At 62.7% G+C, this 13,918-nt stretch carries 11 protein-coding genes; 7 read left to right on the top strand and 4 right to left on the bottom strand.

The features are described from left to right. Positions 1-7 precede the first annotated feature (7 nt). From CRI93_RS08635 to CRI93_RS15380, 4 genes are all read right to left on the bottom strand, one after another. Positions 8-580, bottom strand: a complete 573-nt coding sequence (locus tag CRI93_RS08635) for a c-type cytochrome (RefSeq protein WP_245850419.1) — start codon at positions 578-580, stop codon at positions 8-10. 132 nt (positions 581-712) lie between these two features. Beyond that, complete coding sequence (ppk1, locus tag CRI93_RS08630) at positions 713-2,857, bottom strand: polyphosphate kinase 1 (RefSeq protein ID WP_217992518.1); 2,145 nt, start codon at positions 2,855-2,857, stop codon at positions 713-715. 37 nt (positions 2,858-2,894) lie between these two features. After that, positions 2,895-4,847 (bottom strand): DNA primase, encoded by a 1,953-nt coding sequence (gene dnaG / locus CRI93_RS08625; RefSeq protein ID WP_098062223.1) that lies wholly within the window; start codon positions 4,845-4,847, stop codon positions 2,895-2,897. 54 nt (positions 4,848-4,901) lie between these two features. After that, positions 4,902-5,066, bottom strand: a complete 165-nt coding sequence (locus CRI93_RS15380; protein ID WP_176521795.1) for a hypothetical protein — start codon at positions 5,064-5,066, stop codon at positions 4,902-4,904. Between the two features lie 200 nt (positions 5,067-5,266). Between CRI93_RS15380 and CRI93_RS08620 the strand changes: the two genes are divergently transcribed. The 7 genes from CRI93_RS08620 (at position 5,267) to CRI93_RS08590 (ending at position 13,806) form a co-directional block, all read left to right on the top strand. Next, a complete protein-coding gene (locus CRI93_RS08620; RefSeq protein ID WP_098062222.1) occupies positions 5,267-6,124 on the top strand; it encodes a 2,3,4,5-tetrahydropyridine-2,6-dicarboxylate N-succinyltransferase in 858 nt (285 codons plus the stop codon). A gap of 53 nt (positions 6,125-6,177) precedes the next feature. Then, complete coding sequence (gene galT, locus CRI93_RS08615) at positions 6,178-7,170, top strand: galactose-1-phosphate uridylyltransferase (protein ID WP_098062221.1); 993 nt, start codon at positions 6,178-6,180, stop codon at positions 7,168-7,170. A 611-nt stretch (positions 7,171-7,781) separates the two neighbouring features. After that, positions 7,782-8,771 (top strand): oxygen-dependent coproporphyrinogen oxidase, encoded by a 990-nt coding sequence (gene hemF, locus CRI93_RS08610; RefSeq protein WP_245850417.1) that lies wholly within the window; start codon positions 7,782-7,784, stop codon positions 8,769-8,771. 510 nt (positions 8,772-9,281) lie between these two features. Next, positions 9,282-10,907: a sodium:solute symporter family protein gene (locus tag CRI93_RS08605; RefSeq protein WP_098062220.1), complete on the top strand. Its 1,626-nt coding sequence runs from the start codon at positions 9,282-9,284 to the stop codon at positions 10,905-10,907. Between the two features lie 212 nt (positions 10,908-11,119). Beyond that, positions 11,120-12,445: a ferrochelatase gene (gene hemH / locus CRI93_RS08600; protein WP_098062219.1), complete on the top strand. Its 1,326-nt coding sequence runs from the start codon at positions 11,120-11,122 to the stop codon at positions 12,443-12,445. Between the two features lie 39 nt (positions 12,446-12,484). Beyond that, the gene (locus CRI93_RS08595) at positions 12,485-13,030 is read left to right on the top strand and encodes a class I SAM-dependent methyltransferase (protein WP_098062218.1); all 546 of its coding nucleotides are present in this window, start codon (positions 12,485-12,487) and stop codon (positions 13,028-13,030) included. A 107-nt stretch (positions 13,031-13,137) separates the two neighbouring features. Next, positions 13,138-13,806 carry a hypothetical protein gene (locus tag CRI93_RS08590; RefSeq protein WP_141491635.1) on the top strand — a complete coding sequence of 223 codons (669 nt, stop codon included), beginning with the start codon at positions 13,138-13,140 and terminating at the stop codon, positions 13,804-13,806. Positions 13,807-13,918 lie beyond the last annotated feature (112 nt).

Here is a 13,918-nt window from a genome sequence, read left to right as displayed (position 1 = left end):
ATGTATGCTACTCGGCGGCGGGTTGGTCTTTCGTGGTAGAATTGGGAGGGGCGAGGTCGGGAATGCCTGTGGCCTCCCACAGTTCGCTGGCGGACCAGCCGCCGCGCGGGGCTTCGTTGGCAGCACGCACCGCAGCAACGTGCTTGGGCGAGACGCTGGTGGTGTCGTTGCCGAAGCTCTGGCGTACGTACGTAAGCACGGCGGCAATCTCGTCGTCGCTCAGGTAATTGAACGCGGGCATGACGCCCTGGTAGGTGGATCCGCGCACTTCGATTTCGCCACCCATGCCGTGCAGCACCAGCCGGATGAGTCGTCCGCGGTCGCCCTGCACCCATGTGTTGGGCTTGAGTGGCGGAAAAGCGCCGCGCACGCCGCTTCCATCGGCCTGGTGGCAGGTCTGGCAGCGCAAGGCATACACGCGCTCGCCGTACGCTACGGGGTCGTTGGTTGGGGAGGCAGGGCGCTCCGAATCGCCCGGGGTGCAGCCGGCCAGCCATCCAGCCGTAACGAAAAGAACGAAGCCGTGAATGAGAAAACGAGCCATCGGGGCGCGGTGCAGATAGGGGAACGGGCGGAGCATGGGGGTTCTCCTCTACAAAAAAGTGGAGGACACGGCCTCTGCGGGGTACGGTGCATGGTTGTGCGCAATGTAGAGGTGAACGAGGGACCGTTCACCGCAGGCGCTTAGGGAGGCGTAGGAGACGGGTAGCTGCTACTGGGTGGCGTACTGTTGCATGAGGAGCTCTTGCAGGCTCTGGTCGTGGGTGCCATCGTGAGTGCGGACGTAGTGCCCGTCGGGGCGGAGGGCCCAGGTGCGGGGGCGTGGTTCGAGGGCGGCATCGAGGTGGCGAATGAGGCTCTTGCGCAAGGCGTTGGTACGCACGGGTACGGCGGCTTCAACGCGGTCGTCGAGGCGGCTCTGTTGCCAGTCGGCGCTGCTGATGTACACGTGGGCGGTGGAGCCCGCCTGGAAGTAGAACACGCGGTCGTGCTCCAGGAAACGATCCACAATGCTGCGAACGCGAATGGTGTCGCTTACGCCAGGTACGCCTGGACGTATGCGGCACTGCCCGCGTACAATAAGGTCGACAGACACATCGGCTTGCGAGGCGCGGTACAGATCTTTGATGAGCTCCACATCGGTCAGTTCGTTCATTTTGAGCACGATGCGAGCGCTTTTGTCGTCGGCAGCGGCTTCGATAACCTCGGCAATGAGCCGGTGCCAGGTGGCACGCATGGACTGGGGCGCGGTAACGAGCGCGTCGTACGACTGGTCGGGGGAGAAGCCTGTCAGGAAGTGGAACAGCTCCGTGAGATCGTGGCTGAGCTGCGGGGCGGCGGTGAGCAGTCCGTAGTCGGTGTACTGGCGGGCGGTGCGTGTATTGTAGTTGCCGGTGCTGATGTGAATGTAGGTGCGCGGCCCATCGGATTCGCGGCGCACGACAAGGGCGGCCTGCGCGTGCGTTTTGAGTCCGACCACGCCGTAGGCTACATGCACGCCCGCATCTTCGAGCTTGCGGCCCCATGCGATGTTTTTCTCCTCGTCGAAGCGGGCCTTGACCTCTACCAGCACCGCCACCTGGGTGCCCTGTTCAGCAGCTTCAATGAGCGCGCGCACGATAGGCGAATCCTCGGAGGTGCGGTAGAGCGTCATTTTGATGGCGAGCACGTCGGGGTCGTGGGCGGCTTCCTCGATAAAGCGCTGCACGCTGTCCTCGAACGAGTGATACGGATGATGCAGTAGGACGTCGCGCTCCCGAATGGCGTCGAACATCGAGCGGTCGGCGGGGCGAGTGGGAGGTGGCAGGTCGGGATGCGCGGTGGGGGTCCAATCCGGAAAGCGCAGGGAGCGGTCGAAGCGGGCATCGGGTACATGCAAGTCGGCAAGGTCGTCCACATCCGTCAGGTCGATCGGGTGGTCGGTTACGAAGACATCTTCGTTGGGCACGTTCAGCTTGCCTTGCAGGAACGACTGTACGCCGTGTGGCATGCTGCCGTCGACCTCCAGCCGAACCACAGGGGCGAACCGCCGCTCGCGCAGCCGCTCGGAGATCGATTCGAGCAGGTCGTCGGGGTCGTCGTCATCGCGGGGCACCTCGGCATTGCGCGTAACGCGAAACGGGTAGACGCCTTCGATGTGCATCCCCGGAAACAGCCGGTCGATGTGCGCCGCCACCAGCGCCTCGATTGGAATAAACTCCATGGGCGCATTGAGCGGAATCCAGCGCGCCCGGGTCTTGGGTACCTTTACGCGGGCAAAGTGCTCGGTGCCTTTGTTCGGATTTGTGAGCACGACCGCCAGCGACAGGCTCATGTTGGAGATGAACGGGAAGGGGCGCCCCGGATCGACCGCCAGCGGCGTAAGGATGGGCACGATGCGATCTTCGACGTAGGCCGTGAGGCGCGACTGGTCGTCGGCAGGGACCTCGGACCAGGGGCGGATCGCCAGCCCGATGGCGTCGTGGGCAGCAGGGGCCACCTGCTCGGTCCATGCGTCGTGAATGGCGTCGTGCTGGTCGTGCACCGCGCTCGTGATGAGCGCGAGTTGCTCCTCGGGCGTGCGGCCGTCGGGACCAATGGGCACCTCGCCGTTGGCAATCTGCCGCTTCAGGCCGCCTACGCGCTTACGCACGAATCCGTCCAGGTTCGAAGCCGCCACCCCGATAAACCGGAGCCGCTCCATAAGCGGCGTGCGGCCGTCGCGCGCCAGGTCGAGCACGCGCCAGTTGAAGTCGAGCCAGCTGAGCTCGCGGTTAAAGTAGAGGCTCGGATGGTCGAGCGAGGGCGCGTCGGGCACGGGCTGCGGGGCCAGCACGTGCGACATGTGCAGGCGGGTGGAGGTGGGCGTGTCGGGCATGGTACGGGAGCGAAATGGTGAAGGCAGCAGCGAGCGTTCAGCCCGTGGGCGGATCGTTGAGGTAGTCGCGGTTGTGGATATGCTTGCGCAGGTTGGTGAGCTTCATGAGGCGGTTCTGCAGCTCGGTCAGATCGTCGGCCCCGTTGCGGTCGGCACGGCGGATGTCGGCGCGGGCCTCGCGCAGGGCGTCGTCCACACGGTCGAGCTTCAGCAGCGTCATGGCGCTGGCGGCGGCCTCGTACGGACGCTCGTTCAGCCGCGGCACCCGGATGTCGCGCCGATGCTCCCAGTTCTCTGACGGGCTGTATTCATCTACCCGTACCGAAGCAGCCAGTTGCTGCAGCACCGGGCCTTCCTCGCCGCGCAGGATGCGGTCGGGCTGCACGCTGCCGTCTTTGTACATCTGCATGAGGCACTGCACCAGCTTTCGCACCGGACCCTCGCTAAACTCGTCGAGCGCCATGTGCGAGAGCACATACTGAATCATGCGTCCGCCCTTCTCCAGCAGCAGGCGCAGCAGCAAGCGCTCCTCGGGCAGCACGCGGTAGGAACGGTCCGTTTCGCGTTCGTCGGAGCCGTTTTCGCCGGGTTGGGGCGTACGGGGGGATGCGTTGGGCGGGGCGTTGTCCTGGGGCGGAGGCGGCGGGCTTGGGCGCGATCGCTGGCTCCGGCGGCGCTGTTTCTTCTGCTGGGCCTCGCGCTGCCGCTCCAGGTCGGCCAGCAGGTCGCCGGGCGGCACGTCGAGCACGTCAGCCGCCTGGCGGACGTACTCGCGGCGCAGGTTGGCGTCGGGAATGGCGGCGACAGCCGCCACCACTTCGGACTGCACCTCCACGCGGTCTTCGGGCGTCTGCATACGCCCAGCCTCACGGGCCTGGTTCACCATAAACTGCGGCAGGTCGCTGCGCGTGTTCGCCACGTGCTGGTGCAGCGCATCGGCGCCGTGCTCCTTCACGTAGCTGTCGGGGTCGTGCCCGGCCGGAAGCGTAACCGCATACGCGCCAAGGCCCTCCGACAGCACCGTTTTGAGTCCGCTCCGGGCGGCGCGTCCGCCGGCTTCGTCGCCATCGAAGAGCAAGATCACGCGCTGTGCGTAGCGGTCGAGCATTTGTACGTGGCTGGGCGTGAGAGCGGTGCCGCACGTGGCCACCGCATGCTCGATTCCGGCCTGATGCAGCGCCATCACGTCGGTGTAGCCCTCCACGACCCAGACCTCCTTCTCGCGTCGAATGGCCTGTTTGCCCTGGTAGAGGCCGTACAAGACATCGCTCTTGTGGTAGACCTCGGTCTCGGGCGAGTTGATGTACTTGGGCTGGTCGGCATCGGCATCCAGAATGCGCCCGGCGAATCCGACGACCTTGCCGATGTGCGAGAAGATTGGGAAGATAACGCGCCCCCGGTAGCGGTCGTAGTAGCCGTCGCCCGCATTGCGCTCAATGATAAGTCCCGCATCGTGCAGGATCTCGGGCTTGAGGTGCTCCTCCTGGGCAGCAGTGAGCAACGCATCCCACGAATCGGGGGCGTAGCCTACGCCGAAGGTTTTGAGCGTGTCGGCGTCGAAGTCGCGCTCGCTCAGGTAGCGGCGGGCGGGGGCCCCGCGCTCGGACTGTGTGCGTTGCCGGTAGAAGAAGCGCCCGGCAATGCGCAGCGCCTGGTAGATGGCCTCGCGATGGGAGGCGGCTTCCTCTTCGGCTTCTGACTGGGGCAGCGACACGCCGGTACGCTCGGCCAGCCAGCGCGCGCTCTCCACAAACCCGACGCCCTCCATCTCCTGCACAAACGAGAACACATCGCCACCCTTCTGGCAGCCAAAGCAGTAGTAGAGGTTGTCCTCGGGATTGACGTGGAAAGAGGGCGTGTTTTCGTCGTGAAACGGGCACAGGCCCTTGTAGCTCTGCCCCGAGCGCTTCAGGCGGACATAATCGCTCACTACATCGACGATATCGACCGTCGAGCGAATCTCGTCTACCTTGTCGTCAGGAAGGGCCATGAGCGCAGCAGAAGGGAGCGCAAGCGAGGCGAGCGAGCGGAATCAGACGCCGGGTTAGGCGTGCAGAAGGGCGGCCGCAGGAGCGGATTCCGCCTCAGGGGCAATCTGGTGCGAGGTGTCGTCTTCTACAGGGCCAATGTCAGGCTTGTCAGAGCACTGGCATCCGGCAATAGCAAGTGGAGCGCAAACAGCGAGTACGATGAGGGTGCGGCGGATCATAAGAGCAAACGTAATCTACGAGAGAAGAGCGCGAGGGCATGCCAAGTACATGCCGGATGCACGTACCGCGCCTGCCGGGATAGAGATCCAACTCCGGCCCGGTCCAGTGGACGCACACCTCACCCCGACGATGTTTTCACAGCCGGGTCCTTTACAATGGCTTGGCCGCGTTGCATGTTGAAGGCTGGTTTGTTTGTCCCATGAGTCTTGACAAGAGCATGATTGACGTAGATGCGCTCCGCGCCCGAATTGAATCCCTCGCCGCGGAGGAAGACCCCAACGCGGGCGCTGCTGGCGATGCCGTAGCCGATCTGGTGCGAGCGCTGAACACGGGCACCGTCCGCTCGGCCTCGCCCGACGAAAACGACACCTGGACCGCCCATGCCTGGGTGAAGCAGGGCATTCTGCTCGGCTTTCGGATTGGACGCATCGTCGACTATTCGACGGCTAATTTTCCATTCTACGACAAGCATACGTATCCCATAAAGCCGGTCCAGAAGTCCGACGGCGTACGCCTGGTACCGGGCGGGTCGGCGGTGCGCACGGGCAGCTACCTGGCACCGGGCGTGGTGGGCATGCCGCCCATGTATGTGAATGTGGGCGCGTATGTCGACGAAGGCACCATGATCGACTCGCACGCGCTGGTGGGCAGTTGCGCGCAGATTGGCAAGCGCGTGCACCTATCGGCAGCGGCGCAGATCGGTGGCGTGCTGGAGCCGGTGAACGCAACGCCAGTCATCATTGAAGACGACGTGTTTGTGGGCGGCCAGGCGGGCGTTTACGAGGGCTGCGTCGTGCGCACCGGCGCGGTGATTGCGGCAGGCGTGCAGCTGACCAGCTCCACGCGGCTGTACGACGCGGTGGAAGGCGAAATCATTACGGCGGATGCGGAGGGCACGCTCACCGTTCCCGAAAATGCGGTTGTGGTATCCGGCTCGCGTCCGCTGGAGAGCGACTTTGGCACCGCGCACGGGCTGTCGCTCTACACGCCGATCATCATCAAGTACCGCGATGGCAGCACCGACGCCGCCACGGCCCTTGAAGATGCGTTGCGGTAATCCCCGGGCCGTAGCCCGTCTCCGCTGTCTCCTTCTGATCGTTCCATCTGTTTATGAACCTTTCTGCGTACCACGTACGCCGCGACCGCCTTACGAACCAGTGGGTGGCGTGTGCGCCCGACCGGGGCGAGCGTCCCAAGCGCACCCAGATCACCAACCCCGATGCGAAGCCGGGCCGCGTGGCCGGATGCCCGTTCTGCACGGGCAACGAGCATATGCTACCCGACATCTTAGGCGAGACGACAGGCGGGGACGGCACGTGGCGCGTGCGGGCGGTGCCGAACAAGTATCCGGCCTTCCATGCCAACACAGCGGCAACAGCCCAGACGAACCACATTTATGAAGGGCGATCGGCACACGGGCACCAAGAGGTCATTATCGATACGCCGCATCACCATCATGGGTGGGCGCTGTTGGAGGCTGAGCAGATTGCCCGCGTGCTGGCTATGTATCAGCGTCGGTATGAGGCGCTGAACGAGGCGCATCCGGACCTGTACCCGGTGCTGTTTCGCAATCACGGCGGGCGCGCAGGGGCTTCGCTGGAGCATCCACACAGTCAGCTGATTGCGCCGCCGCTGCCGCCGACCGAGATGCAGGCCGAAGAGCAGCGCTGCCGCACGTTCTACGAGGAGGAGGGCGTGCCGCTCATGGCGACCGTGCGCACTCGCGAACTGGACGCCGAAGATCGACTGGTGGCTGCTAACGAGCACATGGTGGCCTTCGTGCCGTATGCGGCGCCAGCTCCGTACAGCGTGTGGGTGGTGCCCCGCCGCAACGCGCCCCGCTTTACGGATATGACCGAGGCCGAGCGCTACGCCTGCGCCGATCTGGCTCGCACGGTGGCGCGCCGCTATGCGACGTGCGCTAACGATCCGGATTACAACATGACGGTGCACACGGCCCTTGATGCCGAGGCGCCCTATGTGGTGTGGAGCCTGCGGTTTACGCCGCGCGTGTCGGTGCGCGCCGGGTTCGAGCTGGGCACCAGCATGCTCATCAACCCATCGCTGCCTGAGGTGGATGCGAAGGTGCTGCGTGGGGCGTAGGGGACGGAGCTATTCGCTATTTCCAGTATGAAACGGGGCAGAGCCCCTAAAAGGTGCGTCGCACGGCGGAGGGGCCGTAGGTCATGCCTGTGGTGCCATGCGACGAGGAGAAGCACACCCCACACCGCCAAGTCCCTTCTCCCACAGAGATTTTCCATAGCCAGGTAACTTGTGCCAAACGCTACCAGCACCGCTTGCGTCCCTGGCGAAGGCATACGAAGATGCAATGCTGCGGGTTGGACGCAGGAGCGTCCGCTGCCATGACACCGACGGGGGACCGTCGGAGCCAGGTCCTGTGTTTAATCTCACAGCATCACAGAGCATTGCGACGAGGGAAAGCAACCCCTCACACCGTCAAGTCCCTTCTCCTCCGGGGAGAAGGACAGGATGAGGGGTATATATCTACCACCAACGCTCCTTGCTTTCTTGTCCGCTCTCCCACGTATCTGTTCAGCAACCTGTTGGGCCCTGTGATAAAAATCCGGTAGACCGCTATGCCTGTACGACTGGAACTGGACCTCCAAACGGGCGAACGCATGCACGGCTGCATCGGTATATGCGACCCCGAGACGTTCCTTTGCTTTCTCCTAACGCATTGATCCCCAACTGGTATGAGCGATTCGAAAGAGCGCACGGAGCGCCTTCGCGAAGAGCCCCGCACCGACATTTCGATGGCGCACCGGATGCAGCGGTTTGTGGAGGCGTTGCAACTGCGCATCACGAAGCGGCTGGCGAGCTATGAGACGGATACGCAGTTTCGGGTGGATGAGTGGGAGCGTCCGGGCGGCGGAGGCGGGCGCACGGCGGTCATTGAGGGCGGCGATGTCTTTGAGAAGGGCGGCGTGAACACCTCGGCGGTGCATGGCGAACTTCCGGCACGCATGGCGAAGGCGCTGGAGGTGGAGCAAGCGCCCTTTTTTGCGACGGGGCTCTCGCTCGTGGTGCATCCGCGCTCGCCGTATGTGCCCACCGTGCACGCGAACTTCCGCTACTTTGCGCTGGGTGAGGACCTGATGGATCCAGACGATCAGTGGTTTGGGGGCGGCGCAGACCTGACGCCCTACTATCCGACGGTGCAGGACGCGCAGCACTTTCATCGAGTGTGGAAAGACGTGTGCGACACCCACAGTCAGGTCGCTGATTACGAAGCGTTTAAGCAGCAGTGCGACGAGTACTTCTACCTGTCGCACAGGAACGAGGCGCGGGGCATTGGCGGCATCTTCTACGATTACCTGCGCGAGGAGCCAGAGCGCACCTTTCACTTCAGTCGCGATGCGGGGCGGGCGTTTCTGCGGTCGTTCTTGCCCATTCTGGAGCGCCACAAAGATCGTCCGTACGGCGAGCGCGAGCGGCGGTACCAGACGCATCGGCGCGGGCGCTACGTGGAGTTCAATCTGCTGTTTGACCGCGGGACGAAGTTCGGTATCGAGACGGATGGCCGCACGGAGAGTATCTTGATGAGTCTTCCGCCCGAGGTGCACTGGAGCTACGACTGGACGCCGGAGCCCGATACGCCCGAATCTCGTGCGCATTGGTTCTTTACGGCGCGCGATTGGTTGGAGCTGGATGAGGCGGACGGGCCGAGTGTGATGGAGGCGTGATGCCAACTTCGCATGCTCCGTTGATGTGTGGCGGGGAAGTGTGGAGGGGTGGAAGCTCCATTGTACGTGTTTAGCGACCTGTAGCCCGGAACGGGTATTCCAACAGCGGTCGGAAGGACGTTCCGGGCGGTGTCTAAACCAAGTTATCGGGGCAGAGGGGCCGAAAGGTCATGCCTGTTGTGCCATGCGACGAGAGCGCTAAACAGATACGGCGTTGGACGCAGGTAGAGTTGGGGCTTGTTGGAAGAACGGCACGCGATCGGCTCGCGCTGGATGCGGGGCGACACCATATGTAATCCGTGCTATGCCTTATTCGACCGCGAGCGTGAACGGATTCAAGCACATCTGGAAACAGGTCAAAGCGGAATGTTTAGGGCGTGTGTAAAGACTGTAATCTCTTGCGGAAGCGGTTGACGGGCGGGTGGGCGTCGGCTACAATGGGCTGTTCGTTCATGGCGGAGGGCCCACCAGTCCAGTATCCGCCGTTCTCTACGTCCCACCACCCCGCCTATGACCCCTACTGCTATCTATTGGATATTCGTTGGTGCATTCTTGCTCGGCATGGTTGGCATTGGCCTGTACCAGCTGCGCGGAATGCAGGCGATTACCGACCCTGATGAGCAGGCCTTTGACTTTTGGATTGGCGAGGGAAGCGTGCCTGGATGGTGGATGGCCGCCTCGCTGGCGGCGGGCTGGCTCTTGCTGGGGTGGATGACCTGGCAGATGTACCTCTGGTACACGTATGGCCTGGGCGCCATCTGGATCTTCACCATCCCATGGATCCTCTGCACCATCGGGCTGGCCTTTGTGCCCAAGCTGTTTCGGCACTTTCCGGGCGTGTCGATTCCTGAGATTCTGCGCTTTCGGTTCGATCGGACCACACAGACGCTGCTGGGTCCGGTGCAGAGCTTTGCCTACCTCACCTGGCTCGCTGCCGAAATCTACGTGCTGAGCGCAGTGCTGTCGCAGCCGCTGCAGGTGGACATCATCACGATGGCGATCATTGTGAGCATTACCTTCGGACTCTACGTGTCGCTGGGCGGATTCCGGTCGGTACTGCGGACCGACCTCATTCAGTTTGTGTGCGCGGCGCTCATGCTGGTCACGCTCACCGTGTTTGGGCTCATCGAAGCGGCCAGCATTGCCGGTAGCTTTGGCGACATTGTGGCAACGATCAATGAGAACCCGCCGATCTATGCCGACGGCTTCTGGGACTGGGATGCCCCCGGCTACTCGTACATGGCGCTGGCCATCCTGATCTACACGCCCGGCTTCATTACGCTGCAAGGCGCCTGGCAGCGCGTCATGGCCAGTCGCGATGAGACCGAAGCCGCCAAGGGCGTGTGGTGGAACGTGGCCTTCAACATTGTTATCGTGGTCATCATGCCCACGCTGATCGCTGTGGCCGCACTGGTGATCTTTCCGCCGGTGGGGGGAGAGGTCCCTGAAACGGTGGGCAGCTTTGGCTACTTCATCTTCTCGTCGATGATCACCGAGCTCTTCCAGAATCCGATTGTGGTGGGCGCCCTTATCGTGGCGCTGATGGGCATGGCGCTGTCCTCGGTCGACACGTATGTGAACGTCTGCGCGATGAACCTGACGAAGGATGTGCTGGAACCGCTCGTCTTTGAACCCTACGAGGTAAGCGGCACCACGAAGCTCAACGTAGGACGCGCCGTAACCGCCGGATTCATTGGGCTGGCGCTCCTGTGGGCGTTCCAGTTTCCGGGACTCTTCGACATGTACTTTCTATCGAGTGCACTCCTGACCTCCACAACCGCCGTGGTCGTTGCCAGCGTGTTCTCGAAGAAGACCACGACGCTCTCGGCCTACCTGGCGATTATTCTGGGTACGGTGGGCACGTTTGTGTTCTACACGCTGGGGGCCTACGAACTGCTGGGCTGGCTGCCGAGCTGGCTCACCGACTCGGGACTCGCCTACGGCGCTATTGCGCTGCTGATGGCGGTCATTGGCGTGTTTGTAGGGATTCAGTTCGGTACGCCACCGTCCGAGCAGGTGCTGTCCCGCTATGAGGGCGAATACTACGCCGGACGCGAGGAGATGTATGCGCTCAACCGCAAGATGAAAGCGGAGGAGAACGAAGCCAGCGGAAAGGCCGCCGCTTCCCAGCCGTAGCCGGATCGCGCAACATACCGGAGCGGCACAATCAGCACGCCCTTTCGTCCTTTTAGTACGCATGCAGCGCGGATGCAAGTGGCCCTTGCATCCGCCGCTGTAATGGGGAATTGATTAGGCGAAAGTTCAACGCCCTGTAGGAACTGAACGGCGCTCAGAGGGCATAATCAGTACGCCGATTCAACTTTCCCCCTCATGCAAGGGCCGTGCTTATGACCCCTCGCGAGTTTCTGAGCGTATACGAATACGACAAGCGCATCATTCGCGGCACGTACTTCCCCACGACTCCGCTCGATATTGAGCAAGGAGACACGGTCGGTGTGGTGATGATGAACCTGGGCGGGCCCGACACCCTTGAGGATGTAGAGCCGTTCCTGTACAACCTGTTCATGGATCCGGCGATCATCGACATCCCGCTGATTGGGCAGACGTTCATCCGCGACTGGCTCTGCAAGTTCATCGCCTCGCGCCGCTCGAAGTTTGTGCGCGAAGACTACGAGATGATCGGGGGCGGATCGCCCATCAACCGCCTCACGCGTGAGCAGTCAAAGGCGCTGGGCGACCACCTGAATCGCCACTACGGTCAGGCTGCCGATGTCGACTTTAAGACGTACATCGCAATGCGGTACTGGAAGCCGTTCAGCGAAGATGCTGTCCGCGAGATGAAGGAAGACGGCGTCGACAAGGTGGTGCTGCTGCCGCTGTATCCGCACTACTCGAAGACGACCACCGGTTCCTCGCTTGTGCTCTGGAAAGCGCTCGAAGAGGAGGGCTCACTGCCTGAGTATCCAACTACCACGGTATTCGAGTACGCGACGAATCCGAAGTACATCCGGGCGCTCTCGGAGCGGATCGACGAGGGCCTGCAGCGCTTTACGCCGGATGAGCGCGAAGACGTGCATCTGCTGTTCAGCGCGCACGGCACGCCGCTCAAAGAGATGACCGAGCGCCGCGATCCGTACTGCTGCCTGGTGCACTCGACGGTGAACCAGCTCATGAAGTACCGCGAGCACGACTATCCCTTCCACACCGCCTTCCAGAGCAAGGTGGGCCCGGCACAGTGGCTTACGCCCTCTACACCCGACAAACTGGAGGAGCTCGCCGAGGAGCACGACGTTGAGAACGTGCTGGTGATTCCGGTGGCGTTCGTAACCGACCACGTCGAAACCAGCTTCGAACTCGACATCGAGGTCCGCGAGGAAGCCGAGGAGTTTGGCATCGAACGCTACGAGGTGACGTCTGGACTCAACAGCCACCCGCTCTTTATTGAGGCACTGGCGGAGTCGACCATGGCGCAGCTCAACTATCCGGTCGATGTAAATACGCTTCGGCATGGCGGCGACGGCGCTCCTGACGGGCAGTATCCGCTGAAGCCGCTCGACGAACTACCGCGCTATCCGCAAGACGAGCGCGATGTGCGCTGCCCCAACTGCGAGTGCGTCACCGAAGCGCGGTGCTGGACGGATGACCTGCAGGCGGCCGTAGGGGCGCCATCGGGGACCGATGCGGAGCCGAAAGCACCGAAAAAAGATGCGTAACCGTCTGCACGTGCGTTCTTCCGAATAGAGGCATGCACCATGAGCTATCGCGACTATGTGCTGCGCACGCTGGCCTCGGTGCCCGTAGACCGCTATGTCCTGGTGCTGGGCTGTACCGACGGGCGCTACACGGCCCCGCTGCTCCGGCTCGGATTCCCGGTGCATGCGTGCAGTGCGGATGCGGAGGCTGTGCACGCCACCCGCTCGGCCATCGCCAACCTGATGGAAGATCCGTCGGAAGCCACCGAGTGCGTGCAGCCGTGCGTGCCGGCGCTGGACGACTACCCCGACTCGGTGTTTGACTGGGTCGTTGCGCCGCACCTGAACACATATGCCGACACCACGCCCGACATTGCCTTCGACGCGGTGCAGCGCGTGCTCAAACCCGGCGGGTGGGCCGTGCTGGGGCTGGATCCGTCCGCAGTGCCGGTACCAGACGACGAGCCGAGATGGCCTACGACGCAGGAGGCGCTCATTGCGTGGGGGCAGCGGCATCACCTGGCCGAGGCGGCCTCACGCACCGAAGAATCAGGGCCTGACGCATCCAACGGACACCTCCACCAGCTCTTTCGCCGCGAACGGTAGCCCTGAGCGTGCGCTTCAGGCATCAACATCTGCGCATGACGGGGCTTGCATGAAGCATCTGGAAATGAGCCAACGCTGTACAGGGGGATGCGTACCTGCGTATCCCCTTGACGCTGTTTGTGACACCCAATGCTTCGCTTACCATGGATGCCGATGCGGTCCCACCCAAGCCTACTGCTGACTCAGATGGCCTCAAAGAACAAACGAAAGAGCCCATAAACACAGAAGGGCCCGGCTACCAGCAGGGCGATGCGCTACGCGAAGCCTTCGGGGACACAGAGGGGCCAGAAATAGAGCGGCTTACCCTGGCTGACGTACTGGACGATCCGGAGGCATGGGACCTAAGCTGGGAAGAGTACTGGAGTTGGGTGGCACAGCTCATTCGGGCCGGTCGCGCGCTCGATGAGCAGCTCAACGACGTGCTGCATGAGGCGTACGCGTGCTCCACCTCGTTCTACAACCTGAAGAGCCGACGTCGACTCAACCGCTTGAGGAGCACGCTGGGCCGCCTGCAGCCGCAGTTGCGTAACCTGGAGCGCGACGTGAAAGAACTCGCACTGGTCATTGCCGCTGATCCTGACACGCCCAACACTAACGCGGAGCACTTCACGACGATCGTGCTCGACGATGCCAATCAGGCATACGACCGTGCGTACCAGCTCTGCCAGGACAAGCTCGCACAGATTCAGCAAGGCTGGATTACCGCCACCAACCTTTTCTTGAGCGTGGTGATGCTCATCGTGACGATTCTCTTCTGGATGCAGTTCTGGGAGTAGGGGAGATACAGTAGAGACGTCCCACTGGGACGTCTCTACTTGGATTGGCACCTCTGCTTTCTCCTAAGAACCTGTTTGGGCTCCAGTTTACAGGTGAGAGCGAGCGCCGGTG

The sequence above is a fragment of the Longimonas halophila genome (genome assembly GCF_002554705.1).
GTDB classification, from domain to species: Bacteria; Bacteroidota; Rhodothermia; order Rhodothermales; family Salinibacteraceae; genus Longimonas; species Longimonas halophila.
Note: the sequence above shows the minus strand (reverse complement) of the source record. Positions and strands in the feature narration are given on the sequence as shown.

Bases quoted from the DNA above. Each gene is read 5' to 3' on its own strand.
- CRI93_RS08620 (WP_098062222.1), top strand. From the start codon at position 5,267: ATGAGTCTTGACAAGAGCATGATTGACGTAGATGCGCTCCGCGCCCGA.
- CRI93_RS15380 (WP_176521795.1), bottom strand. From the start codon at position 5,066: ATGATCCGCCGCACCCTCATCGTACTCGCTGTTTGCGCTCCACTTGCT.
- galT (WP_098062221.1), top strand. From the start codon at position 6,178: ATGAACCTTTCTGCGTACCACGTACGCCGCGACCGCCTTACGAACCAG.
- hemH (WP_098062219.1), top strand. From the start codon at position 11,120: ATGACCCCTCGCGAGTTTCTGAGCGTATACGAATACGACAAGCGCATC.
- CRI93_RS08605 (WP_098062220.1), top strand. From the start codon at position 9,282: ATGACCCCTACTGCTATCTATTGGATATTCGTTGGTGCATTCTTGCTC.
- CRI93_RS08595 (WP_098062218.1), top strand. From the start codon at position 12,485: ATGAGCTATCGCGACTATGTGCTGCGCACGCTGGCCTCGGTGCCCGTA.
- hemF (WP_245850417.1), top strand. From the start codon at position 7,782: ATGAGCGATTCGAAAGAGCGCACGGAGCGCCTTCGCGAAGAGCCCCGC.
- dnaG (WP_098062223.1), bottom strand. From the start codon at position 4,847: ATGGCCCTTCCTGACGACAAGGTAGACGAGATTCGCTCGACGGTCGAT.
- ppk1 (WP_217992518.1), bottom strand. From the start codon at position 2,857: ATGCCCGACACGCCCACCTCCACCCGCCTGCACATGTCGCACGTGCTG.
- CRI93_RS08635 (WP_245850419.1), bottom strand. From the start codon at position 580: ATGCTCCGCCCGTTCCCCTATCTGCACCGCGCCCCGATGGCTCGTTTT.